This is a genomic window from Streptomyces sp. IMTB 2501, assembly GCF_001953885.1.
In the GTDB taxonomy this organism is placed as follows: Bacteria; Actinomycetota; Actinomycetes; order Streptomycetales; family Streptomycetaceae; genus Streptomyces.
Map to the genome: position 1 here is coordinate 169,859 of NZ_MQUS01000008.1, position 23,905 is coordinate 193,763.

29 protein-coding genes and 1 tRNA gene are annotated in these 23,905 nt (G+C 69.2%); 23 read left to right on the top strand and 7 right to left on the bottom strand.

Features of this window, described 5'->3' with window-relative positions:
* The first annotated feature begins 79 nt into the window (after positions 1-79).
* From AV521_RS16305 to AV521_RS16355, 11 genes are all read left to right on the top strand, one after another.
* The gene (locus AV521_RS16305; protein WP_076088938.1) at positions 80-931 is read left to right on the top strand and encodes a helix-turn-helix transcriptional regulator; all 852 of its coding nucleotides are present in this window, start codon (positions 80-82) and stop codon (positions 929-931) included.
* 8 nt (positions 932-939) lie between these two features.
* Positions 940-1,134, top strand: a complete 195-nt coding sequence (locus AV521_RS16310) for a hypothetical protein (RefSeq protein ID WP_076088940.1) — start codon at positions 940-942, stop codon at positions 1,132-1,134.
* A 141-nt stretch (positions 1,135-1,275) separates the two neighbouring features.
* On the top strand, positions 1,276-1,863 hold the full coding sequence (locus AV521_RS16315) for a DUF5753 domain-containing protein (RefSeq protein WP_076089197.1): 588 nt from the start codon (positions 1,276-1,278) through the stop codon (positions 1,861-1,863).
* 96 nt (positions 1,864-1,959) lie between these two features.
* Positions 1,960-2,187 carry a hypothetical protein gene (locus AV521_RS16320; RefSeq protein WP_076088942.1) on the top strand — a complete coding sequence of 76 codons (228 nt, stop codon included), beginning with the start codon at positions 1,960-1,962 and terminating at the stop codon, positions 2,185-2,187.
* The gene (locus tag AV521_RS16325; RefSeq protein ID WP_179023140.1) at positions 2,165-2,677 is read left to right on the top strand and encodes a DUF6879 family protein; all 513 of its coding nucleotides are present in this window, start codon (positions 2,165-2,167) and stop codon (positions 2,675-2,677) included. Before AV521_RS16320 ends, AV521_RS16325 begins: the two co-directional genes overlap by 23 nt.
* A gap of 29 nt (positions 2,678-2,706) precedes the next feature.
* A complete protein-coding gene (locus AV521_RS16330; protein ID WP_076088944.1) occupies positions 2,707-3,555 on the top strand; it encodes a DUF5753 domain-containing protein in 849 nt (282 codons plus the stop codon).
* Positions 3,556-3,617: 62 nt separating this feature from the next.
* A complete protein-coding gene (locus tag AV521_RS16335; RefSeq protein ID WP_076088946.1) occupies positions 3,618-3,833 on the top strand; it encodes a hypothetical protein in 216 nt (71 codons plus the stop codon).
* 305 nt (positions 3,834-4,138) lie between these two features.
* A complete protein-coding gene (locus AV521_RS16340; RefSeq protein ID WP_076088948.1) occupies positions 4,139-4,363 on the top strand; it encodes a DUF397 domain-containing protein in 225 nt (74 codons plus the stop codon).
* 81 nt (positions 4,364-4,444) lie between these two features.
* Positions 4,445-4,909, top strand: coding sequence for a hypothetical protein (locus AV521_RS16345; RefSeq protein WP_076088950.1), 465 nt, complete (start codon positions 4,445-4,447; stop codon positions 4,907-4,909).
* A 394-nt stretch (positions 4,910-5,303) separates the two neighbouring features.
* Positions 5,304-5,582 (top strand): hypothetical protein, encoded by a 279-nt coding sequence (locus tag AV521_RS16350; protein WP_076088952.1) that lies wholly within the window; start codon positions 5,304-5,306, stop codon positions 5,580-5,582.
* Positions 5,583-5,897: 315 nt separating this feature from the next.
* A complete protein-coding gene (locus AV521_RS16355) occupies positions 5,898-6,200 on the top strand; it encodes a hypothetical protein (protein ID WP_076088954.1) in 303 nt (100 codons plus the stop codon).
* A gap of 122 nt (positions 6,201-6,322) precedes the next feature.
* Here AV521_RS16355 and AV521_RS16360 read toward each other — a convergent pair whose 3' ends face one another.
* On the bottom strand, positions 6,323-7,273 hold the full coding sequence (locus AV521_RS16360) for a GlxA family transcriptional regulator (RefSeq protein ID WP_076088956.1): 951 nt from the start codon (positions 7,271-7,273) through the stop codon (positions 6,323-6,325).
* A 151-nt stretch (positions 7,274-7,424) separates the two neighbouring features.
* Here AV521_RS16360 and AV521_RS16365 point away from each other — a divergent pair, with 151 nt between their 5' ends.
* From AV521_RS16365 to AV521_RS16380, 4 genes are all read left to right on the top strand, one after another.
* Positions 7,425-7,868, top strand: a complete 444-nt coding sequence (locus AV521_RS16365; protein WP_076088958.1) for a hypothetical protein — start codon at positions 7,425-7,427, stop codon at positions 7,866-7,868.
* An 85-nt stretch (positions 7,869-7,953) separates the two neighbouring features.
* Positions 7,954-8,616, top strand: coding sequence for an HNH endonuclease signature motif containing protein (locus AV521_RS16370; protein WP_076088960.1), 663 nt, complete (start codon positions 7,954-7,956; stop codon positions 8,614-8,616).
* On the top strand, positions 8,613-9,299 hold the full coding sequence (locus AV521_RS16375; protein ID WP_076088962.1) for an HNH endonuclease signature motif containing protein: 687 nt from the start codon (positions 8,613-8,615) through the stop codon (positions 9,297-9,299). Before AV521_RS16370 ends, AV521_RS16375 begins: the two co-directional genes overlap by 4 nt.
* Positions 9,300-9,374: transfer RNA gene (locus tag AV521_RS16380), tRNA-Leu, on the top strand.
* Positions 9,375-9,418: 44 nt separating this feature from the next.
* Here AV521_RS16380 and rdgB read toward each other — a convergent pair.
* Together rdgB and AV521_RS16390 are read right to left on the bottom strand one after the other, a co-directional pair.
* Positions 9,419-10,021 (bottom strand): RdgB/HAM1 family non-canonical purine NTP pyrophosphatase, encoded by a 603-nt coding sequence (gene rdgB / locus AV521_RS16385; RefSeq protein WP_076088964.1) that lies wholly within the window; start codon positions 10,019-10,021, stop codon positions 9,419-9,421.
* A gap of 110 nt (positions 10,022-10,131) precedes the next feature.
* Positions 10,132-11,466, bottom strand: coding sequence for an SGNH/GDSL hydrolase family protein (locus AV521_RS16390; protein ID WP_076088966.1), 1,335 nt, complete (start codon positions 11,464-11,466; stop codon positions 10,132-10,134).
* Positions 11,467-11,673: 207 nt separating this feature from the next.
* On the opposite strand from AV521_RS16390, the gene AV521_RS16395 reads away from it, so the two are divergent.
* Positions 11,674-13,005 (top strand): DUF445 domain-containing protein, encoded by a 1,332-nt coding sequence (locus tag AV521_RS16395; RefSeq protein WP_371917044.1) that lies wholly within the window; start codon positions 11,674-11,676, stop codon positions 13,003-13,005.
* Positions 13,006-13,333: 328 nt separating this feature from the next.
* On the opposite strand, the gene bcp is transcribed toward AV521_RS16395, so the two are convergent.
* Positions 13,334-13,801: a thioredoxin-dependent thiol peroxidase gene (bcp, locus tag AV521_RS16400; protein ID WP_076088968.1), complete on the bottom strand. Its 468-nt coding sequence runs from the start codon at positions 13,799-13,801 to the stop codon at positions 13,334-13,336.
* 93 nt (positions 13,802-13,894) lie between these two features.
* Between bcp and AV521_RS16405 the strand changes: the two genes are divergently transcribed.
* The 3 genes from AV521_RS16405 (at position 13,895) to AV521_RS16415 (ending at position 15,111) form a co-directional block, all read left to right on the top strand.
* Complete coding sequence (locus tag AV521_RS16405) at positions 13,895-14,224, top strand: DUF3618 domain-containing protein (protein WP_076088970.1); 330 nt, start codon at positions 13,895-13,897, stop codon at positions 14,222-14,224.
* A 97-nt stretch (positions 14,225-14,321) separates the two neighbouring features.
* Positions 14,322-14,624 (top strand): co-chaperone GroES, encoded by a 303-nt coding sequence (locus AV521_RS16410; protein ID WP_076089203.1) that lies wholly within the window; start codon positions 14,322-14,324, stop codon positions 14,622-14,624.
* A gap of 166 nt (positions 14,625-14,790) precedes the next feature.
* The gene (locus tag AV521_RS16415; protein WP_076088972.1) at positions 14,791-15,111 is read left to right on the top strand and encodes a multidrug efflux SMR transporter; all 321 of its coding nucleotides are present in this window, start codon (positions 14,791-14,793) and stop codon (positions 15,109-15,111) included.
* Positions 15,112-15,126: 15 nt separating this feature from the next.
* Here the strand turns inward: AV521_RS16415 and AV521_RS16420 are convergent, their stop codons facing one another.
* Complete coding sequence (locus AV521_RS16420; protein WP_076088974.1) at positions 15,127-17,916, bottom strand: transglycosylase domain-containing protein; 2,790 nt, start codon at positions 17,914-17,916, stop codon at positions 15,127-15,129.
* 1,205 nt (positions 17,917-19,121) lie between these two features.
* Here AV521_RS16420 and AV521_RS16425 point away from each other — a divergent pair.
* Genes AV521_RS16425 through AV521_RS16440 form a run of 4 tightly spaced genes read left to right on the top strand, consistent with a single transcriptional unit; the run spans position 19,122 to position 22,569 of the window.
* Positions 19,122-19,922 (top strand): ABC-2 family transporter protein, encoded by an 801-nt coding sequence (locus AV521_RS16425; RefSeq protein WP_076088976.1) that lies wholly within the window; start codon positions 19,122-19,124, stop codon positions 19,920-19,922.
* 1 nt (position 19,923) lies between these two features.
* Positions 19,924-20,760 carry an ABC transporter permease gene (locus AV521_RS16430; protein WP_076088978.1) on the top strand — a complete coding sequence of 279 codons (837 nt, stop codon included), beginning with the start codon at positions 19,924-19,926 and terminating at the stop codon, positions 20,758-20,760.
* A 3-nt stretch (positions 20,761-20,763) separates the two neighbouring features.
* A complete protein-coding gene (locus tag AV521_RS16435; RefSeq protein WP_076088980.1) occupies positions 20,764-21,780 on the top strand; it encodes an ATP-binding cassette domain-containing protein in 1,017 nt (338 codons plus the stop codon).
* Between the two features lie 9 nt (positions 21,781-21,789).
* A complete protein-coding gene (locus AV521_RS16440) occupies positions 21,790-22,569 on the top strand; it encodes a DUF1707 domain-containing protein (protein WP_076088982.1) in 780 nt (259 codons plus the stop codon).
* A 23-nt stretch (positions 22,570-22,592) separates the two neighbouring features.
* On the opposite strand, the gene AV521_RS16445 is transcribed toward AV521_RS16440, so the two are convergent.
* Positions 22,593-22,988, bottom strand: a complete 396-nt coding sequence (locus AV521_RS16445; RefSeq protein ID WP_076088984.1) for a hypothetical protein — start codon at positions 22,986-22,988, stop codon at positions 22,593-22,595.
* A gap of 114 nt (positions 22,989-23,102) precedes the next feature.
* The gene (rph, locus tag AV521_RS16450) at positions 23,103-23,840 is read right to left on the bottom strand and encodes a ribonuclease PH (protein WP_076088986.1); all 738 of its coding nucleotides are present in this window, start codon (positions 23,838-23,840) and stop codon (positions 23,103-23,105) included.
* Positions 23,841-23,905 lie beyond the last annotated feature (65 nt).

Here is a 23,905-nt window from a genome sequence, read left to right on the forward strand (position 1 = left end):
ACTTTGGCAAATTAGCTCGATCGTGGCACCCCTCGCGCAGACACGGCAGACTGCGCGTGAGCGCACAGGAAGGAACGGCATGCCTCCGAAGCCAGTCCCCACTCAGCGGCAGAAGCGTCTCGGTCACGAACTGCGCAGGATGCGAGCAGCGGCCGGCATGTCCGCGGAGGAGGCCGCGAAGCTCCTGGGCGTCGACCGAGGGAAGATCTCCTACATGGAGTCCGGGGTACGGAACATCAGCGAGGAACGCCTGCGCACCCTGGCCCATCACTGCGGGTGCACCGACGAGAAGTACGTGAGCGCATTGGTCGACATGGCTTCGGCAGACGCAAAGAATTGGTGGGATCAATACCGCGAGGTCCTCCCCCAAGGTCTCCTCGACATCGCCGAGTTGGAGGCGCGGGCCGTTCGCATGCGTGCGTCGTGCACGATTCACATCCCCGGCCTGCTTCAGACGACGGACTACGCGCTCGCCGTCTTCCGTGCGGTCCTGCCGCAACTGCCGGAGCACGAGGTGGCCATGAGGGTCGCCCATCGCAATCGACGTCAGGAGGTACTCGCCACCAACGCGGCTCCTTCGTTCACCGGCATCGTTCACGAGGCAGCGCTCCGCATGCAATTCGGAGGCCACCAGGTGGCCCGCGAGCAGCTCGAATACCTGCTGTCCCAGTCCGAGAAAGACGGAGTGAGCGTCTTGGTCATTCCCTTCGCCCATGGCGCGTTCCCAGGCGCAGGTCAGACCGTTCTGTACGCCGAGGGGGCGACGGAGCAACTGGACACCGTGCAGATCGACAACTCCCACGGCCCCGATTTCCTCTACAGAGAGGCCGAGTTGGCCAAGTACCGTTCCCACTTGGACCGGATGGAGGACCTGGCGCTGTCCCCCAACGACTCGAGGGACTTCATCCACGCCATTGCACAGGGGCACTAGGAGGAGTTATGCCCGAGATCCAGTGGGAAGAGCCGTTCTGCGGGGAGGGGAACTCCTGCTTCAGGATAGGTGTCGACGACGCCGGCAACGCGTACATATCCGTGCTCGGACAGGAGGACCGTTTCATCACCGACACCCGGGACGCCCTGCGCATCATGATTCGAGACATCAAGGCCGGCAAGGCGGACCACCTGCTGTGGTGAGGTCGAGCCAACCGCAGCGGCCACGCCGGTACGGACGCGAAGTGCCGCGTGTGGGTTCTCTGGCCGACGGTGGCGCGGAGAGCCACCAAGCGGCATTTCACCATCGAAGCGCTCCTCAGGAGCCTGAGCTTGGGGGTTCGGATGAAGCTGGAGCCAGAGTCCAGCGCTGCCGGTGATGTCCAGTATGAACTCGCCGCCCTGGAGAGGAGCGCTACACACCTGCGCTACTTCCTCCCGGCGATTCCCACGGGGCTGATTCAGACACCCGAGTACATGCGGCACGTCATGACGCAGACGTCGGCCTCAGGGGCAGGGGATGTCGACCGAGTCATCGCGTTGAAGCTGGAGCGGCAGGCCGTACTCGACGATCCTGAAAAGGAGTTCGAGTTCCTGCTCACCGAGTCGGCGGTCCGGTGGCAACTGTGCGAGGCCGCCGTCATGGCCCGGCAGATCGAGCATCTCGTGTCGCTCTCGCGTCGTCCGAATGTGGACGTCAAGGTGCTTCCGCTGTCGGCCCGGGTTCCCGAGGTTCCGTTCAACACCTTCACCGTCTACGACACGACTCTGGCGACGTTGGAGGTCTTCACCGGGCGGGTCGTGCTGCGCGAAGTGAAGGACGTTGATCACTACAGGCGGCTCTTCGACGTGTTTGCCGAGCACGCGTATGCCGGTGACGCGGCACGGCAGTTGCTCGGCGAATGGGCGGAGAACTCCTCGGCGTCTGGATAGCCGGGCTGGCAAGTTCTGGCAAGCTGCTGTCCCGCGGGGCGCCGTGTCGGGCACGCTCTGGCACACGGATCGTCGCCTACGACGGAGGTGGACCTCATGCCCCTGCGCAAGCTCGGCAAGGACCCGGAGAGCCCGAGCGGCGGCTCCCCGACCGTCTATCTGGACGAAGAGAAGGACACCTATCTGGTGCAGGGATGGAAAGTGCTGGACGATGAGCGGCTCGGCCAGATGGACATCCCCGGCCATGAGTCCGTGGTGGAGATCCCGCGGCACATGGTCCAGTTCTTCTTGGAGGTACAGCGTGACCGCGGTTCCGACGTTTGAGGAACTGTTCCGCGGCTGCCGCGAATCGGCAGTCCATCTGGAGATGCGGGACTCCTACATGAAGTCGGACCAGGCGTACATCGATTGGGATGCCGGCGCGGCGATCGACCCCGCCGAGAGATGGGCCGACTGGCTCGCCCTGATCTCCGAGGCAACGAGCCGAGGAGTGAAGGTCCGCCGCGCCCGGATCGTGTCCGAGCCGGTGAGCAAGTACATCCGCTTCGAGCACGAGGTGACCGACGGCCTGAACATCACCGCAGGCGAGGAAGTGCGCTGGCTGCCGCGCAGGAAAGCCACCGGTATCGCCCTGCCCGGCAACGACTTCTGGTTGTTCGACTCGTCCCTGCTGCTCGTGAACCACTTCGATGGCGAGGGCGAGTGGCTGGAACCCTCTCTCAGCACCGACCCCCAGGAGATCAAACTGTGCGCGGGTGCCTTTGAGGCGGTGTGGGGACTGGGCATTCCTCACACTGACTACCAACTCGCCTGATCGGCGCAGGTAGAGTCCGACGCAACGCCATGTCGTCCCCTTCCTCCAGCGTCCACGAAGCCCGTAGGGCTCTCGGCCAACGTCTGCGCGAGATCCGGCTCGACGCCGGGCTCACCGCGCGGGCGTTGGCTGCGCTTGCCGGCTGGCACGAATCCAAATGCTCTCGGTACGAGAGCGGGGCTCGCAGTCCTTCCGAAGCCGACCTTCAGGCCTGGGCATTGCACTGTGATGTGCCGCATCTGGCTGCTGATCTCGTCACGACGGCCCGCGGTATCGACGGCATGTACGTCGAGTGGCGGCGCATGGAGCGGTCTGGATTGCGTCACGCGCAAGAGTCTGTCGTTCCGCTTTGGGAACGCACTCGCCGTTTTCGCATTTACTCCTCCTGGCTTATTCCGGGCCCGGTGCAGACGGCCCCCTACATCGAGGCTCTGCTGAAGTCGATCCGGGATCGCCGTCAATTGACCGACGACGTGGAAGAAGCGGTGCGCGTCCGCGTCGCCAAACAGCACGTCATTCACGAAGGCGACCACAGTTTCGCGATAGTGCTGGAGGAGGCCGCCCTGCGCTACCGCATCGGCAGCCTTGAGGTCATGGCCGGGCAGCTCGGCCACCTGCTCACCGCCGCTTCCCTCCCGTCCGTCTCGCTCGGCATCATCCCGCTGACCGCCGACCGGTCGCGCATCTGGCCCGTTGAGGGCTTTTTCCTCTACGACTGCGAGGTGGCCAACGTCGAATTGGTCTCCGCGCACCTCACTGTGACGCAGAGCCACGAGATCGACTTGTATGCGCAGACTTTCGCGGCACTGCAGGAGTTGGCCGTATACGGCTCGAAGGCCCGCGAGCTGATCACGTCGGCGATCGACGCGCTCGGGTGATCCTCGGCAAGTTCTGGCACGTTCGTTGATGGCACGCCGGGGCGCTTTCTAGCGTGATTCACATGGCGGAAACGGTGACTCCGGAGGTGGGTGAGCTCACCTACGACACCAAGCGGGATCGTGTCGGCGAGGTAATGGGAAACCAGGCGGGACGGGTCCTGCTGCGCCTCTTCGGTGGAGGCGTCGAATGGGAAGCGAACCCGGACGAGCTGCGACCGGCCCACGCCAATGAACGCCTGCGGGCACGGGTGAACGAGATGGACACGAGGCGGTTCTGATGCCCACGCGTTCTGTGTGGCGATTCGTAAATTACACGATCAGCCACGTGTGCGAGGGCGGCGTGACATGGGAGATCTTCTGCGTGACCTACAGCTGCGGAGGCTCCCACGTCGCCGACAGGGAGGAGCAGTGCTCCGAGTGGGCCATACGGCACACGGCCAGGACGGGCCATGACCTGTTTCGGCGGACATGCACCGACCACGCTCGTGTGACCAACGCACGGACCCCCACTCCCAAACTCCCGCCCCAGATGGGCGGCGGCGGTCGGTCATGGCCGCGATCAGTTGAGCAGAAAGGTGAAGTGATGCTGGACGGAACCAAGTTGTACGGGATCGACATCAGCGAAGCATCCTTCGTGAAGGCGTGTGGAGGGCCCTGCTCCGAGGGGTGCGTGACCCTCGCTCGGATCGGCGAAGACGCCTGGGCGCTGGGTGACAGCAAGCAGCCGGATGTGGCGCCGCTGCGGTTCACGACGGAGGAGTTGGCCGTGGCCGGTATCGATCCGGCGAGGTTCGGGCTGTCCGTCTGATACCCCTGACCGGTCCCGGATTCCGTGTGGAGGCCGGGACCGGTCCCCCTCTCGACCTTCGACACCCGACAGGAACGACTGGTGCATCACCACGGCTATCTATGGGTGGGGGCGAAAGAGCGTTTTGATCAGGAAGCCCTCCGGCGGCCTCCGTATCCCGAGCCGCCGCCGGCCGGGGGCAGGCCGGAGCTGATGCAGCGCTACCGCGAAGTCGTAGCGGAGTTCCCGATCGTGGACCTTCCTCCGCTGGAGACGGCGTACTGGCTCGTCAAACCACGGTCACTGGTGCGTGGCACATGGGATGAGTCGAAGGACGCCGCCGCCTGGGCCGGGGCGCGCGTGGCCGAGTATGCGCCCCGGTTCACCTCCGAATGGCAGCGGAACTTCGTCGATCTCGCGGTACTGGTCAACTCCACTGCTGCAACCCTGATTTCAGGCAGCGATGTGTCACTCGGGTTCTACCTCGAACGCCCCTCATACCTGTCGCTTGCGGTGGTGACGTGTTCTCCGAACCGTGCGAAGCCTGAGCTGATGTGCCCCCTGTGAACAAGCGCTCTGCTGACCACCGCATTTCCGCTTGCCGACGTGCGAGTGGACGAGCGCCTGGCCGCCGAGGAGAGCGGCCCGGGCACGCCATCGCTCCAGGCCGGTGATGCACGGCTCGACAGTGGTGCGCTACCAGTGGGCATCGCAGTCGAAAAGCGGCGGTTCGTCGCCCCGACGGCCGTGCCGTGGGCGGCCGCTCGGCCGACCCGGCGCAAGGGGAATTACCGCCCGAATGCCATGCTTTCGTCAGTTCGTATGATTTCGGGATGCTGCCGTTACGTGATCACAATACCGGCGCGCCTCCACCCCCATTGGGGTATTTTCTCACTAATCTCCATAACCGCAAGCGGTCGACCTGTCACTGACCGTATCCGTACGCACATCTGGAGATGACATGCACAAGCTTCGCAAGACCGCCGTCATGGTCGCGGCCATCGGCAGCGTCGGGTTCCTCGCTTCCGGCACCGCCTACGCCGGCGGCGGAGGGGGCGGGGGCAGCAGCAGCGCCATGCAGAGCGCCAACTGCCGGTCGCACGACCTCAACCTCGACGTCATCGGCGAGCTCGGGATCCTCAACGGCGCGCTGGGCAACGCGCTCAACGGCGAGGGCGACCCGGGCGCACAGAGCACCCACATCGGCTCGACCATGGGCTGCAACGACAGCGTCGGGTAAGCGGCCGGTCCCGTATTCCCGTACGGCGGACAGCGGCGGCCGGCCAGGTGTCCGGTGGGCCGGCCGGCTTGCCCTCCGCTGATGCGGGAGGTGCCGGCCCGGCCTCGTCCTCCTACGGCCCTACGACGCTACGGCCCGCATCCCCGGTGAACGACAGCGCGGCCGACGAAGCCCCCCAGTAACGGGGGGCTTCTCGGCTTGGTCGGGGCCAGTGGCCCTCCATCCGAAACTTGACAGACCTCGACTCAGGTTCCAACCCCTCGCCTACCTGCGCGTTAGCCTCAGCGCAGACATAACGGACGCTAGGAGGCACTCATGGCCAGGGTTCCCAGTGCGGTTGTTGCCGCTACCGGGCTCGTCGGTGGATACGGCGTTGCCCGCTGGACCAAGAAGCGGCAGCTGGGTGGGGCCGTGCTGGCAGTCGCCGGTACCGCTGCCGCTCAGCAGTGGCGGAAGCAGGCCGGCGGAAAGGCCGCGGGGGCGCTCAGCGCCGCCTACGTCGCCGCGTTCGCCGGGTCGCACCCGCTGGCCAAAAAGGTCGGCGCCTGGCCTTCCGTCCTCGGTGTCGCCGGCGCCGTCGCCCTCGCCTCCTGGGCCGTCGCCGACCGCAAGGCCTAGACACCGCCCGCCAGGGCCTGGAGACACCCGCCAAGGTGTAGAGACACAGAGTCGGCCGCAAGGCCTGGAGGCGGGCGCAGATTCGGCCGCTGGGCAGGGAGGCACAGCAGACTATCTGTCGGCTACAGCGCCCCCGCCCTGAACGCCCGCCGATACGCCTGCGGGCTCGTCCCCACCACCCTCCGGAAGCGTTCCCTGAACGCCGTGGGCGAGCCGAAGCCCGTCTGGGCCGCGATGCGTTCTACGGGATACGGCGTCGTCTCCAGCAGATGCTGGGCCCGCCGTACCCTCGCCCGGTGCAGCCACTGCAGGGGAGTCGTACCCGTCTGTTCGCGGAAGCGGCGGTTGAGGGTGCGGGTGCTCATGCCCGCCCGGGCCGCGATCCCGTCCACCGTCAGATCGCGGTCGCTGTGGTCCTCCAGCCACTGCAGCAGGGGCTCCAACGTGGCACCCGAGGGCGCCGGGGGCAGGTCGTGGACGATGAACTGGGCCTGCCCGCCCTCCCGTTCCAGCGGCATCACGGACATCCGGGCCGTGTGCGCCGCGACCGCCGAGCCGAAGTCCCTGCGGATCATGTGCAGGCACATGTCCAGCGCCGCCGCGGCGCCCGCCGAGGTCAGGAACTGGCCGGTGTCGACGTACAGGACGTTCGGGTCGACCGTCACCCTCGGGTACAGCGCCGCCAGCCGGCCCGCCGCGTACCAGTGCGTCGTCGCACGCAGGCCGTCCAGCAGGCCCGTCGCCGCGAACAGGAACGCGCCCACGCAGATCGACGCGATGCGCGTACCGTTGCGTGCCGCCGCGTGCAGTGCCTCGGCGACGCCCGGCGGCAGTTGCTCCGGCGGCTCCGCCACGCCCGGCAGGACGATCGTGTCCGCCTCCGCCAGCGCGTCCAGGCCGTACGGCGCCCGCACCGTGAAGGCGCCCGCGCTCACCTCCTCCCGCACCGAGCACACCCGCACCCGGTACGGCTCCCGGCCGTCCGGCAGCCGGGCCCGGCCGAAGGTGTCGATGGGGGCGGAGAGGTCGAACGGGATGACGCCGTCCAGCGCCAGTACGGCCACGGTGTGCATGGCGGGATCCTAGGTCTACGACGGATTACAGCCGAGCGGATCCATCAGTACCGCAGGAGGTGACACCCCGCTCAGCTGCTGGCGAGAATCCGTTGAAGAGTGGCGTTTTCGCCGCTTCTGCAAAGATCCCAAAGCCTCCTACCGTCACCGCGTGACCAAGTTCCTCCTCGCCGTCCACGTCCTCGCCGCCATCGTCGCCGTGGGCCCCGTGACCGTCGCCGCCAGCATGTTCCCGCCCGTCGCGCGCCGTCTGCTCGCCGCGCCGGACGACTCCGGCGCCACCGGGACCCTGCACGTGCTGCACCGGATCTGCCGGGTGTACGCCCTTGTCGGTGTCGTCGTGCCGGTCTTCGGGTTCGCCACCGCCGGCGAGATGGGCGTGCTCGGCAGTGCCTGGCTGATCGCGTCGATCGCGCTCACCGCCCTCGCCGCAGTCGTACTGGGCGCGCTGGTACTGCCCCTCCAGAGCGCGCTGATGGAGGGCCGGGGCGCGAACCCCGCGCGGCTCGCCATGGTCACCGGGGTGTTCAACCTGTTGTGGGCCACCGTGACGGTGCTGATGATCGTGCGGCCATGGTCCACGACAGGGGCCTGACTTTCCGGTCCCGGGCGTGACTGTCCGATAAACGGTTCGTTACTCCGTACGGGCGGCGAACGCACGCCCAGAGCGGAGGGGCTCGATGGGGGTCAGCGCATACACCAAGGAGCGGCTGGAGGAAGCGGCTCGCGGGGCGCGGACGTTGTCGGAGGCGTTAGTGAGGTTGGGGGTGGAACCGAAGGGCTGGAAGCGGCGATACATCTACGAGCGGATGAAGAAGCTTGGAGTGGATGTCTCTCACTTTGAGCGGGAGGGGGCCAAGTGGACGCGGGAGGTTCTCGAACCTGTGGTCGCTGCGTCGACGAGCGTGAACGAGGTGCTACGGCGGCTCGGACTCGCGCTGGTCGGCGGGCACCACACGAACATCTCCCGGCGCATCAAGGCCTACGGCCTCGACACCTCGCACTTCGCTTCGGTAGTCCGTACGGAACGGCAGCGGTACAACCAGCGTCGCCGGACGGCCGAGGAGATCCTCGTAGAGGACACGGCAGCACACGCCAGGCGCATCCGCAGCGACCGTCTCAAGAGGGCGATGCGAGAACTGGGTGTGGAGGAGCGCTGCGCCCTGTGCGGGATTGAGCCGGTCTGGCTAGGCGAACCTCTCCCCCTTGAGGTCGACCACATCGACGGCAACTGGCGAGACAACCGGCTCGAGAACCTGCGGCTGCTCTGCCCTAATTGCCACTCGACGACGGACAGTTACCGGGGGCGCGGCAAAGGGCGCGTCAGCGGGTGGGCTTCATGAGCAATGGCATGCAGTACACCCGCGAGCGACTGGCCGAAGCAGCCCGTCTATGCGCCGATATCGACGAGGTCATCGCCTTCTTCGGCGTACGGTCTTACCGCAACCTTCGTCGGCACCTGTACAGGCGCTTTGAACACTTCGGCATCGACATCTCCCACTTCCCACGTCGGCGGCGAGCAGGTGGGCTCTCGCCCAAGCCGGCAGCTGAGGAGCTGCGGCGCGCCGTCGAGGAGGCGACCTCCATCGCAGGTGCTCTCCGTGCACTGGGCAAGCCGTGCAACGGCCAGCACCGCGCACTGTTTCATCAGTGGGTAGCAGAGGATGACCTCGACTGCTCTCACTTCCTGGGGCAGGCACACCAGCGAGGCAGGGCAAGCGCGACCGCCAAACGACCTGAGGAAGTTCTCGCCCGGCACGATGGAAGACAACGGACAAAGACCGCGCTCCTCCGCCGCGCTCTTCGCGACATCGGTGTTCCTGAGGAGTGCGCCAGTTGCGGGGTCGGCCCGCGGTGGCTCGGCAATCCTATGACGCTGGAAGTCGACCACATCAACGGGGACTGGCGCGACAACCGGCGAGCGAACCTCCGGCTGCTCTGCCCCAACTGTCACGCGATCACGAGCACCTGGTGCCGAGGAGGGCGACGAGCGGCTTGCCGCGACCAGTACAGTAGGCACAGCTGAGGGCCCGTACCCCAGCTGGCTAGAGGGCGCCGGTTTAGGTCCGGTGTGTCGTGGGTTCGAGTCCCACCGGGCCCACGCACACGGAGGGGCCGTCCATCGGGACAGCCCCTCTTCCGTTCTCAGCCCAGCAACTCCCGAACCACCGGCACCAAAGCCCGGAACGCCTTCCCCCGATGACTGATCGCGTTCTTCTCCTCCGGGCTCAGCTCGGCGCAGGTCCGGGTGTCGCCCTCCGGCTGCAGGATCGGGTCGTAACCGAAGCCGTTCGTGCCCGCCGGGGCGTGCCGCAGTACGCCCCGCAGCTGACCCTCGACCACCCGCTCCCGCCCGTCCGGCAGGGCCAGGGCCGCCGCGCAGGCGAAATGCGCCCCTCGGTGCTCGTCCGCGATGTCGGAGAGCTGGGCCAGGAGCAGCTCCAGGTTGGCCCTGTCGTCGCCGTGCTTGCCCGCCCAGCGGGCGGAGAAGATGCCGGGGGCGCCGTTCAGGACGTCGACGCAGAGGCCCGAGTCGTCGGCGACCGCCGGCAGCCCCGTGGCCTGCGCAAGCGCATGCGCCTTCAGCAGCGCGTTCTCGGCGAAGGTGACGCCGGTTTCCTTGACGTCCGGGATGTCGGGGTAGGCGTCGGCGCCGACGAGTTCGTGGGAGAGGCCGGCATCGGCCAGGATGGCCCTCAGCTCGGTGATCTTTCCGGCGTTGCGGGTGGCGAGGATCAAGCGGGTCATGCCCGCCAGTATTCCTCGCCGCCGCACCTGCCGTTCCGCCCGCCTGCCCGTCCCCACAGTTCCGCCTGCGCCGTCACTGCGGCTTCGCCTGCCTGGTCCCTACAGGGTCCCTACAGTTCCGCCTGTCCCGCGCCCTTGAGCATGCTCAGGTCGAACACGGCGGCCATCCTGCTGTAGCCCCGGTCGCTGGGGTGGATGTGGTCGCCGGAGTCGTAGTCGGGGCGGAGGCGGCGTGGGTCGTAGGGGTCGCGCAGCGCCTTGTCGAAGTCGACGACCGCGTCGTACACGCCACCGGAACGTATCTGCGCGTTGACCTGCCGGCGCACCGCCTCCCGGGCCGGGGTGTAGCCGCGGTGGCCCTGGAACGGCATCAGCGTGGCGCCGACGGCCTTCAGACCGCGGGCGTGCGCCTCGCGGACGAGGGTGCGCAGGCCGGCGATGATGCTGTTCGGGTCGGCGAGCTGGGGGTTGCGCAGGATGTCGTTGACGCCGAGGTCGATGACGACGACCTTGACGCCGGGCCGGGAGAGCGCGTCCCGGCCGAAGCGGCCGAGTCCGCTCTGGTTCTCGGCGGGCCGGCCGAGTCCGTCGGCGAGGACCTGGTTGCCGCTGATGCCCTCGTTCACGACGCTGTACCGCGGCACCTGTCCCCCGCCCTCGATCGCGCTGCGCAGCCGGCCCGCGAGGATGTCCGGCCAGCGGTGGTTGGCGCCGGTGGTGGACGTGATGCCGTCGGCGATGGAGTCGCCGAACACGACGACCGTGCCGTCCGCTTCGTCGCTGAGGACGTCGAGGGACGTCAAGTAGCGCCAGTACGTGGTCTGTTCGGTGTACGGGGTGCCGGTCGTGTCCTTGGTGGCGTCGCCGTCGGCTACGTAGGAGATCTGCCGGGCGTGCGGGTGGTAGGTGACCGGGCCGGAGGGTGTTGGGGAGTAGGTGGTGACCAGGACGTCGCTGTCGTGTGGGACGGTGAGGCGTACGGCGTCGCTGACGGCCTGTTCGCCGGCCGGGATGACGACGCCGGTGGCGCCGTTGAAGGTGAGGCGGCGCATCGAGTCCGGGTCGGCCGCGGCGGTGCCGGCGCCCGCGGACAGCGCGATCGAGGCGTCTGTGAGGGTCAGCGGGGTCTGGCCGTAGAGGTTGGACAGCGTGATCCGGGCGCTCGTACCACCGGTGCCGGTGTGCACGACATTGCGCACCGAGTGGCCCGCGAGCCCCGTGGTCTCGGTGCCCGGCTCGCCGCCGACCGGGGAGGTGGACCAGGCGCCGACCCAGGTGCCGGTCGAGGCGGGGGCGACGGAGGAGTCGTGGTGCGGGCGGTCGTCGGTGAGGGCGCTGTGTACGGCGCCGTGGTCGGCCGCCACGGTGAGGTAGATCGCGGCGGACACGGCCACGACCAGCGTGACGAGCGCACTCAGTACCGCATAGCCCTGTCGCCTGGTCACGCTGGTGTGGTTCTCCTCGGGGGTGGGAGCCCGAGGCTCCGATCTTGATGAGCCCATGATGCGTCATGGGCCGGGGAGAGCTGGCAGAACCCTGCCCAAACCTCCGTTCGGGCAGACGCCCGGGAACTCTTGTTCCGTTCCGGGAGTCGGTCAGGCAGGGACAATTGTGTGCGGGATCACCGCGGGATCACCGAACGGGTGGAGCTGATGGAACCGACCGAGACGGAGACGACGGCGCCGGCACCGGCGACGGCGCGGGGCGTGTCGTACCGCACCATGACGGCCTTCACCCCGGCCGACGAGGAGCGCAGGCGTGGGGTGCGCCGAATGAAGCTCACGGCGACGGGCCTGCTGTTGTTCGTGGCGCTGGTCTATGTCCTGGCCAACCTCGCCGGGCACCAGGGCGCCGGACCCTGGGCCGGCTATGTGGCCGCGGCCGCCGAGGCCGGCATGGTCGGCGCCCTCGCCGACTGGTTCGCGGTGACCGCGCTCTTCCGGCATCCGCTCGGGCTGCCCATTCCGCACACCGCGATCATCCCCACGAAGAAGGACCAGCTGGGCGTCTCGCTCGGTGAGTTCGTCGGCGAGAACTTCCTCTCCCAGGACGTCGTACGGCAGCGGTTGCGCGCGGTGGGTATCGGCAGTCGGCTCGGGGCCTGGCTGGCCGAGCCGGAGCACGCGGACCGGGTGACGGCGGAACTGGCGACCGCGCTGCGCGGCGCGCTGACGGTGCTGCGGGACTCGGATGTGCAGGCGGTCGTGACCGAGGCCGTCACCCGGCGGGCGAACACCCAGGAGATCGCCCCGGGCCTGGGCAAACTGCTGGAGGGGATCGTCGCCGACGGCGGGCACCGGCGGGTGGTGGACCTGGTGGTGACGCGGGCGCACGACTGGCTGGTGCTGCACCGCGACGAGGTGATGGTGGCGGTGGAGGGCGGCGCCCCGGGCTGGACCCCGAGATTCGTGGACCGCAAGGTCGGCGAGCGCGTCTACAAGGAGCTGCTGCGCTTCTGTGCCGAGATGCGGGACATGCCCGCGCATCCGGCGCGCGGCGCACTGGACCGCTTCCTCACGGACTTCGCCTCCGACCTGCAGTCCGACACGGACACCCGGGCGCGGGTGGAGCGGCTCAAGGGCGAGGTGCTGGGCCGCGGCGAGGTGCAGGACCTGATCGCTTCGGCCTGGACGGCCGTACGGTCCATGATCGTGGCGGCGGCCGAGGACGAGCGGAGCGAACTGCGGCTGCGGGTTCGGGCCGCGCTGCTGTCGCTGGGCGCGCGGATGGCGTCCGAGCCGAAGGTGCAGGAGAAGGTCGACAGCTGGGTCGAGGGCGCGGCGGTACACGTCGTGACGACGTACCGCAAGGAGATCACGTCTCTGATCACCGACACCGTGGCGGGCTGGGACGCCGAGCACACCACCCGGAAGATCGAGGCCCACATCGGCCGGGACCTGCAGTTCATCCGGATCAACGGCACGGTGGTGGGATCACTGGCGGGACTGCTGATCTACGTGGTGACGCGCACGCTGGGGGCGTGAACTTCGCCGTGCGATTCCGCGTGATGCGGCGGGGCGGGGGCACCCGATGTGCTGTCCTCCGGCCGGGGAAGGTCCTTCGAGGGGGATGTCTTTCGACGGGGGTGTCCTGGACGGGGAATGCCTTCGCCGAGGAGGGAGCCCATGACCGCAGCCGAGAAGCCGCCGCCCCCGCTGACGGCGGTGGCGGTGCGGGCGAGGGCGGGGGCGGAGGGTACGCAGGGCGGACGGGGCTTGCCGGGGCCGTCGGTACCGCCGACGGCGAGCGGGTCGTAAGAGCGGCCCGCACCAGGTCACTCCGGGGCGGGCCGCCCTCCGCCGAGACGGGCCGTCAGATACCCAGATCCTTGATGATCTTGGCCACGTGGCCGGTGGCACGGACGTTGTAGAGGGCGCGTTCGACCTTGCCCTCCTCGTCCACGACGATCGTGGAGCGGATGACGCCCAGGTACGTCTTGCCGTAGTTCTTCTTCTCGCCGTAGGCGCCGTAGGCCTCGGTGACCTTCTTCTCCGGGTCGGCGAGGAGGGTGACCTTCAGGGATTCCTTCTCGCGGAACTTCGCCAGCTTCTCCGGCTGGTCCGGGCTGATGCCGATGACGTCGTAGCCGGCGCCGGCCAGCAGATCCAGGTTGTCGGTGAAGTCGCAGGCCTGCTTGGTGCAGCCGGGGGTCAGGGCGGCCGGGTAGAAGTAGACGATGACCTTGCGGCCCTTGTGGGCGGCCAGGGACACCTCGTTGCCGTCGGCATCGGGGAGGGTGAAGGCGGGGGCCACGTCCCCCGGCTGGAGTCGCTCGCTCATCGGGCCAGCGTAACCGGGGGGCCTTGCGGCGCGGTGCGGCCCGCAACTGACAAACTGTCCGGAACAGCATCAGGAGACTTCGGAGGCCGTACGGTGGCGGACACGTCGGACACCAGAACCCCGGCGCAGATCGAGGCGGACATCAAGCGCCGCCGTGAAGTGCTGGCCGAGACGCTCGACGAGATCGGGGTGCGGGTCCATCCGCAGACGATCATCGGGGATGCGAAAGCCAAGGTCGTCGCCAACGTCGACCACACCGTCGGCCGGGCATATGTGCAGGTCAACCGGGCGGTGAGTCAGGTCAGGGCGCAGTTCGTGGACGAGGAGGGCGCCCTGCGGATGGAGCGGGTCGTGCCGGTCGCGCTGGTCGCCGTCGGTGTCGTCGGGCTGCTCGCCATGGGCTCCCGGCGGCGCAGGGGCTGACCCGGAGGCGTACGGGCAGGGCGAAGACAGGTAGGTTCGAGGCGTGAGCCCCAGAGACGAGCACCGCACCCCCCATCACGACAAGCTCCCCATCCGGATGCTGCACGACCGCGTTCTGGTCAAGCAGGACACCGGCGAGGGCGAGCGGCGGTCGGGGGGCGGCATCCTGATTCCCGCCACCGCCGCGGTCGGACGCCGGCTGGCGTGGGCCGAGGTCGTCGCGGTCGGCCAGAACGTACGGACCGTGGAGCCCGGCGACCGCGTTCTGTACGACCCGGAGGACCGGGCCGAGGTCGAGGTGCGGGGTGTGGCGTACGTGCTCATGCGCGAGCGGGATCTGCACGCCGTGGCCGCGGACCGCTTCGAGGGGTCGGAGGACTCCACGGGGCTGTATCTCTGAACCCATCTCGCAAAAGGGGCCGGTGACCATCGTCACCGGCCCCTTTTGCGCTTCCTTTGCTATGTTCGAAGGCGGTCAGCCCGACGAGACGCGCCGTACCGGGATCCCCGACCCCCAGGAAAAGACGACGCACCCCCGTTCAGAGATACCTTCCGGAGGTGCTGTCATGGCTTGGGTTCTGCTGGTCGTCGCCGGTCTGCTGGAGGTCGGCTGGTCGATCGGGATGAAGTACACGGAGGGCTTCACCCGGCTGGTGCCCAGCCTGTTCACCGGCGCCGGGATCGTGGCCAGCATGCTCCTGCTGTCGTACGCCGCGAAGTCCCTGCCCATCGGTACCGCCTACGGCGTGTGGGTCGGTATCGGGGCGGCCGGTGCGGCGGTGCTAGGCATGGTGGTGCTGGGTGAGCCGGTCACCGCCGCCCGGATCTTCTTCGTGTGTCTGCTGCTGGTCGCCGTGGTGGGTCTGAAGGCGACCAGCGGTCACTGAGACATCACCGGGGCATCAGGCGGCGGGATCGCCGCCTCCGGCTCCGGCGGCCGTGCCTGTCGTACCACCGCCGCCGGCGTCGGTGGCGCCTCCTGCGGCCGTACCTCCGCCGGTGGTGTCCGTGCCGGTCGCGCCACCACCCGTGGTGCCACCGCCGGTGGTCGTTCCCCCGCCCGTCGTGTTGCCTCCGGTCGTGGGGGTGCCGCCGGTCGTGGTGCCGCCGCCGGTGGTGGGAGTGCCTCCGTTGGTCGCCGTACCGCCGCCGGTGGGGATACCGGTGGTGCCGCCGGCCGGGCTCTTGGTCGCACCGCCGCCGGACGGGCTGGGGGTCGCACTGCCGCTCTGGCCACCGGTCGTGCCCGGCTGGGCCGAGCCGGTCGCGGCGGGCGGCTGCGGCTCCTCGGCGCCCTGCTCCAGCTGCAGGTCGAAGTCGTTGGCCGGCTGGTCCTGCAGCGCGTCGTGCGTGTACTGGGCCCAGATCTGGGTCGGCGGGCCGCCACCGTTCATCCGGGGCTGGCCGAGGGCGCCGTACAGCCCCACGTGCTTGGCCGTCACCGGGTCCTGGCCCATGACGGAGACCACCGTGGCCAGGTCCGGGGTGTAGCCCGCGAACCAGGCGGCGGTGTCGTTCTCGGCGGTACCGGTCTTGCCGGCCGCCGGACGGTCCGCGGCCTGCGCGGCGGTGGCGGTGCCGTTGTCGACCACGCTCTGCAGGATGGACGTGGTGGTGTCGGCGGCCTCCCGGGTGACGGCCTGCTTGACCGACTGCTCGGGCAGCTTGATCTCGTTCGTGCCGTCCTTGGTGATCTTGTCGATCAGGGTGTACGTGCCGTGCTGGCCGTGGTTGGCGAGGGTCGCGTAGCTCTCCGCCATGTCCAGCACGCTGGCGGTGGCGGTGCCGAGGGCGATCGACGGGTACGGCTGGAGGTCCGGGGTGCCGGAGGGGATGCCGAGGTCGATCGCGGTCTGCTTGACCTTGGACGGGCCGACATCGACCGCCATCTGCGCGTACACGGCGTTCACGGACAGGTCCGTCGCCTTGGTGACGTTGATCTGGCCGTACGACTTCTGGTCCTCGTTCTGCGGGGAATAGGCGCCGCCGCTCCAGCCCTGTACGGGGCGCTCGTTGGTGCCGTCGTACATGGTGTTCGGGGTGATCGTGCGGCCGTCCTGGGTGGTCGAGCCGTTCTGCACCGCCGAGGTGAACACGAACGGCTTGAACGTCGAGCCGACCTGGAAGTCGCCGCGGGTCGCGCCGTTGGTGTACTGCTTCACGTAGTCGATGCCGCCGTACATCGCGACGACCTTGCCGGTCTTCGGGTCGACGGAGGCGCCGCCCGCGCGGACGTAGTTGTCGGCCTTGTTGTTCTTCTTGTCCAGCTTGGAGATCAGCTGGTCGTTCACCGCCTTGACGAAGGCGTTCTGCCTGTTCTTCTGGATGGTGGTGGTGATGCGGTAGCCGCCGGCCGCGAGCTGGTCGGGGTCGATGATGTTGTTCTTGCTCAGGTAGTCCTTGACCGCCTGCACGAGATAGCCGCGCTGGCCGGACAGACCGGTGGAGACCGTCTGCTCCTTCGGCATCGGGAACTTCAGGCCGGCGCGCGCGGACTGGCTGAGCCAGCCCTTCTTGACCATGCCGTCCAGGACGTAGTTCCAGCGGGCGACCGCCGCCGACTTGTTCTCGGGGTGAGCCACGACGTCGTACTCGCTGGGCGCGTTGACGAGCGCGGCGAGGTAGGCGGCGCGGGCCGGGTCCAGGTCCTTGGCGTCCACGCCGTAGTAGGCCTGGGCGGCGGCCTGGATGCCGTAGGCGTTGCGGCCGAAGAAGCTGGTGTTGAGGTAGCCCTCGAAGATCTCGTCCTTGGACTTCTGCCGGTCCAGCTTGATCGAGATGAAGAACTCCTTGGCCTTGCGGGTGACCGTCTGCTCCTGGGCCAGGTAGTAGTTCTTCACGTACTGCTGGGTGATCGTCGAGCCGGACTGCTTGCCCTTGCCGGTCGCGGTGTTCCACAGGGCGCGGACCATCGCCTTGGGGTCGACGGCCGACTCGGAGTAGAAGTCGCGGTCCTCGGCGGCCAGTACGGCGTGCTGGGCGTCCTTGGAGACCTGGGCGAGGCTCACGTTCTCGCGGTTGATGTCGCCGTCGCGGGCCATCTGGGAGCCGTCGGCGTAGAGGTAGACGTTGCTCTGCTTGACGGCCATGGCGTTGGCCGGCGGGATGTTGACCATCGAGTAGCCGACGAAGAAGAGCCCGATGATCAGCAGCATGCCGACGAAGAAGGTGCCGAGCACCATCCGCCAGGTCGGAATGATCCTGCGCCACCCGGTCCGCTTGGGCCGCTTGGCCTTCTTGCCCGTGCCGCCGTCGCCTCCGGCCGGCTGACCGTCGCCGGGGGTGGCGGCGAGGAGGGTGGTGTTCTCCTCGGGAGCCTGGGCGTCGCGCTGGGGGGTGTTGCGGCCGGCGTTGGTGCCGGTGCGGGGGCCCGGGGTGACGGCTCCGGCGGGGCCCGCCGGGGAGGCCTGTCCGGCGGCGGAACCGACGGCACCTGCCGCGCCGGCGGCCTGGGCAGCGCGGTTCGCGCCGGTACCGGTGGTCCGAGGAGTGCGCGGGGTACGCGGGTTACGGCCGGTGGCGCTCTGCTCACCGGCCGGGGAGGTGGCCGCGGTCCTGGCGGGCTCGCCCGGCTCGGCCGCTCGGGGTGCGTTGACCCGCCGGAGGACCTGGGTGGTCTCGGGCGCTCGCGTCTCACCGGAGCCCGCGGCGGCCTCGTCTGACCCGCGGGGCGCCGTGACCCGGCGGAGCACCTGGGTGCTCTCGGCCGGCTTTTCCTGCCCGGAACCGGCCGGCGTCCCCGGCCCCTGCGGCTTCCCGGAGCCACTACGACGCCCAGCGGCCGCGCCGGCTTCCCCGGACGCCTCGGACGCGCCGACTGCCGACGCACCACCGACGGACGCCGAACCCGTGGCCGCACCGCCCGCCGATTCCTTGGCCGACCCTTCGCCGGCCGCCACATCCTCACCGGACACCGAAGCCGCACCGGACGCCAAGCCCTCACGAGCCGCAGCATCCTTGCCGGACACCGAAGCCGCACCGCCCGCCGAGCCGGACCCCGAAACCGAACCCGAACCCGCACCGCCCGCCGAATCCCCACCGGAACCCGAGCCCGCACCGGACGCCGAGCCCTCACGAGCCGCCACATCCCTGGCCGACCCTTGGCCGATAGCCGCATCCTTGCCGGACACCGAAGCCACACCGCCCGCCGAGCCGGACCCCGAAACCGAACCCGAGCCCGCACCGCCCGCCGAATCCCCACCGGAACCCGAGCCCCCACCGGACGCCAAGCCCCCACGAGCCGCCGCATCCCTGGCCGAGCCCTCACCAGCCGCAGCATCCTTACCGGACACCGAAGCCGCACCGGCTGCCGAGGCGGATCCCGAAACCGGGCCCGAGCCCGCACCGGAGACCGTGTCGCCGGTCGGCGTGGGCGTTCCCGGCTCCGTCCGGCGGCCTCGGGCAGCCTGGCGGGCCCGAGCCATGGAGGCCGTCCGGTCCTGGGCCGGACGATCACCCGTTCGGCCGACCTCGGCTTCCCGGCGCTGATCACCACGCGCGGTCTGCCCGGCCTGCTCGGCCGGCCCGGATCCCTCGGCTCGCCCGGTCTCCGCGTCAGGCGTCGGGTTCGCCGGCTTCGGCGTCGCCCCGGACCCTGCCCGCTCGCCCCCGGGGTCACCGGGCCCTTCAGCCTGCAGCGGCTCTGTCGGCGGCACGCCTTCGGTCGGCTGCTGCGGCTGCGGCTCGTCGCTCATGTCGTGCACGGACTCCTGTTTTTCGCGTCGTACGTTCCCGTACGTCTCGTACGCTTCTGCGCCCCCAGGTTGAAGACTCTCGCACCTGGCGTTCCGTTCCCGGATTCCGGCACGCTTCGGCCACAAAATGCGTGGCCGGCGACCGGGCCTCCGGACTAGGCTCCTGCGCTTCGGTGTCGAGCGGTCCCGGGAGGTGGACTGGCGTGGGCACGGGACGGTTGTACATGGCCGTCGCGGCGGGGGGATTCAGACGGTACGCGACGTATCGGGCCGCCACTGCGGCAGGGGTGTTCACGAACACGGTCTTCGGGCTGATCCTCGTGTACACGTATCGCGCGCTCTGGGACGAGCGACCGCATCTGGGCGGCTGGGACCAGTCACAGGTCGTGACCTATGTGTGGGTGGGCCAGGCGTTCCTGTCGACGCTCGCGATCGGCGGCGGAGGCGTCGAGAACGAACTGATGGAACGCATCCGTACGGGGGACGTGGCGATCGACCTGTACCGGCCCGCCGACCTGCAGCTGTGGTGGCTCGCCACCGATCTCGGCCGGGCCTTCTTCCAGCTGCTGGGCCGGGGAGTGGTCCCCTTTGCCTTCGGCGCCCTGTGCTTCCCTGTGTACCTGCCGACGGACGTGGGCACCTGGATCGCCTTCTTCGTCGCCGTGCTGCTGGCGATGCTCGTCGGGTTCGGGATCCGGTACCTGATCGCGCTGAGCGCGTTCTGGCTCCTGGACGGCATGGGTGTGACGCAGATGGCATGGCTCGCCGGCTACTTCTGCTCGGGCATGCTGCTGCCGCTGAACGTCTTCCCGGGGGCGCTCGGCGAGGTCGTACGGGCTCTGCCGTGGTCCTCGCTGCTCCAGGCGCCGAGCCAGATCCTGCTCGGGCACGCGGATCCGCTGGGCACATACGCGTTCCAGGGGGCGTGGGCGGTGGCGCTGCTCGGCGCCGGACGGCTGGTGCAGTCGGCGGCGACGCGCAGGGTGGTGGTCCAGGGTGGGTGACATGGGTGAGGTGAGTCACCTCGACCGCGGCCGGGTGCGGGAGGGGCTGCGGGCCTATCTGATGATCGCCGGGATGTGGGTGCGGTCCACGATGACGTACCGCGCCTCGTTCGTGATGACCACGTTCGGCAGCTTCGCGACGACGTTCTTCGACTTCGTCGGGATCATGCTGATGTTTTCGCGGGTGCACGCCCTGGGCGGCTGGTCGCTGCCCGAGGTGGCCTTTCTCTACGGCCTGTCCGGTACGGCCTTCGGGCTGGCCGACCTGGTGATCGGGTCGATGGAGCGGCTGGGGCGGCGGGTGCGGGACGGCACGCTGGACACGCTGCTGGTGCGTCCGGCGCCGGTGCTGGCGCAGGTGGCGGCCGACCAGTTCGCGCTGCGCCGGCTGGGCCGGGTGGTGCAGGGCGCGCTGGTGCTGGGCTGGTCGCTGACCCGGGTCGACGTCGACTGGACGCCGCTGAAGCTGCTGCTGATGCCGGTGATGGTGGTGAGCGGCTGCGGGATCTTCTGCGCGGTGTTCGTGGCGGGTGCGGCCTTCCAGTTCCTGGCGCAGGACGCCTCGGAGGTGCAGAACGCCTTCACCTACGGCGGGACGACGCTGCTGCAGTATCCGCCGACGGTGTTCGCGAAGGAGCTGGTGCGCGGGGTGACCTTCGTGCTGCCGCTGGCCTTCGTCAACTGGCTGCCCGCGACCTATGTGCTGGGGCGGCCGTATCCGCTGGGGCTGCCCGGGTGGGTGGCGTTCACTCCGCCGCTGGTGGCGGTGGGGTGCTGTGCGCTGGCGGGGCTGGCCTGGCGGACGGGACTTCGTTCGTACCGGAGCACAGGGAGCTGACAGATGACAGAACGCGCATTCACCGAGGGCTTCGCTGAGGGCTTCGCCGGGAACGTCACCGAGGGCTTCATCGCGCTGGAGAACGTGGAGAAGGTCTTCGACGTGCGCAAGAAGACCGGGGTCCTCAAACGGGAGCGGCGCGAGGTACGGGCGGTGGACTCGCTCTCGTTCACCGTGGCGCGCGGGGAGATGGTCGGCTACATCGGGCCGAACGGCGCCGGGAAGTCGACCACGATCAAGATGCTGACCGGCATCCTGACGCCGAGCGCGGGGCGGCTGCGGGTGGCCGGCATCGACCCGTCGCGGGAGCGGCGGCGCCTCGCGCACCGGATCGGGGTGGTGTTCGGTCAGCGTACGACCCTGTGGTGGGACCTGCCGCTGCTCGACTCCTACCGGCTGGCGCACCGCATGTACCGGATCCCGGACGCCCGTTACCGCGAGAACCTGGACCGGTGTGTCGAACTCCTGGAGCTGGGCGCCCTGTTGGACGTGCCCGTACGGCAGCTCTCGCTCGGGCAGCGGATGCGCGGAGACATCGCGGCGGCCCTGCTGCACGACCCCGAGGTGCTGTACCTGGACGAGCCGACGATCGGCCTGGACGTCGTGTCGAAGGCCAAGGTGCGGGGTTTTCTGCGGGAGTTGAACGCCGAGCGGGGCACGACGGTCCTGCTGACCACGCACGACCTGCAGGACATCGAGCAGTTGTGCTCCCGGGTGATGGTGATCGACCACGGACGGCTGATGTACGACGGTCCGCTCACCGGGCTGCACGAGGCAGGCGAGAGCGAGCGGACGCTGGTGGTGGACCTGGAGCGGGAGCTGCCGCCGGTCGAGGTGCCGTCGGCGCGGGTGGTGCGGGTGGAGGGGCCGCGGCAGTGGCTGGCGTTCCCGGCGGGGCAGTCGGCGGCGCCGCTCGTCGCACGGCTCGCGGCGGAGTATCCGCTGGTGGACCTGTCGGTACGGGAGCCGGACATCGAGGCCGTCATCGCCAAGATGTACGCGGAGAAGGCCGTCTCGTAGGCTTCTGTCATGACCGACGACGCAGTCCCGGACCTCCGGGCGTCCGACGCCGACCGTGAGCGGGTCGCCGAGGTCCTCCGGGACGCTCTGGCCGAGGGCCGCCTCGACATGCACGAGTTCGAGGAGCGCCTGGACGCGGTGTACAAGGCGCGCACCTACGGCGAGCTGACGCCGCTCACCCGCGATCTGCCGACGGGCGGCACGGCGGCGCCCGCTACTCCGGTCTCGTTCACCAAGGCGCCTGTGGAGAGCGGGAGTTGGGCGTCCCGGATCGTCGGCGGCGAGGGGTCCTCGACCGGCGGGATCGCGATTCTGTCGGGGTTCGAGCGCAAGGGCCGCTGGACGGTGCCGAAGCGGTTCAACTGTTTCGCGTTCATGGGCGGCGGCGAGATCGACCTGCGTGAGGCCAACTTCGCGGACCACGAGGTCGAGATCAACTGCGTGGCGGTCATGGGCGGGGTCCAGGTGATCGTGCCGCCGGGGGTCGAGGTCGTCGTCCGGGGCATCGGCATCATGGGCGGCTTCGAGCACCCCCGGGACGACGGGCCGCCCGAGCCGGGCGCTCCGCGGGTGATCATCGGTGGGCTCGCCTTCTGGGGCGGGGTCGGCGTGGAGCGCAAGGTCACCCGAGCCGAGCAGAAGCGGCTGAAGGAACAGCGCAGGCAGGAGAGGGTGGAGCGCAGGGAAGCGCGGCACGAGGCGCTGCGCGAGCGGCGCGAGGAGCGGCGGGAGCTGTTCCGGGACCGGCGCGAGGAGCGGGAGCAGCGGCGGCGGGACCGGGAGTACTGAGCCTGGCGGGCGCTTCCGCGCCCTTACTTGGTGCAGACCTTGGTCAATTCGCCCGCCGCGTCCGTCACCGGGCTCACGTCCGGGGTCTTGTCGCCGTTCTTGATGGCCGTACGGACGTTCCCCACGGCCTTGTTCAGGTCGTCGACGGCCTTGTTGACGTCGGCGTTGTCGGTCTTGTCGCCGATCTTCCCCAGGTTCTTCTCGATGGAGTCGAGAGAGGCGTCGGCCTGGGTGGGATCGTTCGCGGCGTTCTCCACGGCCTGCTGCAGGTCGGTGACGCTGTCGGCGATGGAGTCGGCGGTGTGCACACAGTCCAGGGCCTTGTCGACGCTGTCGCAGCCGGTGGCGAGGCCGGCGGTGAGCGTCGCGGTCGCCACGACGACGGCGACGGCGGTGAGACGGCGTCGGCTGACGGCCATGGTGGTGTTCCCCTCCCCTGGGACGGCTGTCCGTAGCTAGGACGCCGGGGAGGGCGCGCGGGTTGCCCGCGCGCACCCTTCCTGTTGGCCTGCCCTTTACTTTCTTTGTGCCCGTTACTTTCCGAGCGCGGCGTCCAGCGTGGCGCGCTGGATCGCGGCCAGGTCGGCGCAGCCGGCGACGGCGAGGTCGAGCAGGGAGTTCAGCTCCTCGCGGGCGAACGGCTCGGCCTCGGCGGTGCCCTGGACCTCGACGAAGCGGCCGTCGCCGGTGCAGACGACGTTCATGTCGGTCTCGGCGCGCACGTCTTCCTCGTAGCAGAGGTCGAGGAGCGGGACACCACCGACGATGCCGACGGAGACGGCGGAGACGGTGCCGGTGAGCGGCTGCCGGCCGGCCTTGATCAGCTTCTTGCCCTGGGCCCAGGCGACGGCGTCGGCGAGGGCGACGTACGCGCCGGTGATGGCGGCGGTACGGGTGCCACCGTCGGCCTGGAGGACGTCGCAGTCGAGGACGATGGTGTTCTCGCCGAGCGCCTTGTAGTCGATGACGGCGCGCAGCGAGCGGCCGATGAGGCGGGAGATCTCGTGCGTACGGCCGCCGATCTTGCCCTTGACGGACTCGCGGTCGCCGCGGGTGTTGGTGGCGCGGGGCAGCATGGCGTACTCCGCGGTGACCCAGCCCTCGCCGCTGCCCTTGCGCCAGCGCGGGACGCCTTCGGTCACGGAGGCGGTGCAGAACACCTTGGTGTCGCCGAAGGAGACGAGGACGGAGCCCTCGGCGTGCTTGCTCCATCCGCGTTCGATGGTGACCGGGCGGAGTTGTTCGGGAGTACGGCCGTCGATGCGAGACATGGCATGGAGCCTAGTCGTACATATGGAAGGGGCTCGTCCCGTACAGGGAAGAGCCCCTCCAAGGT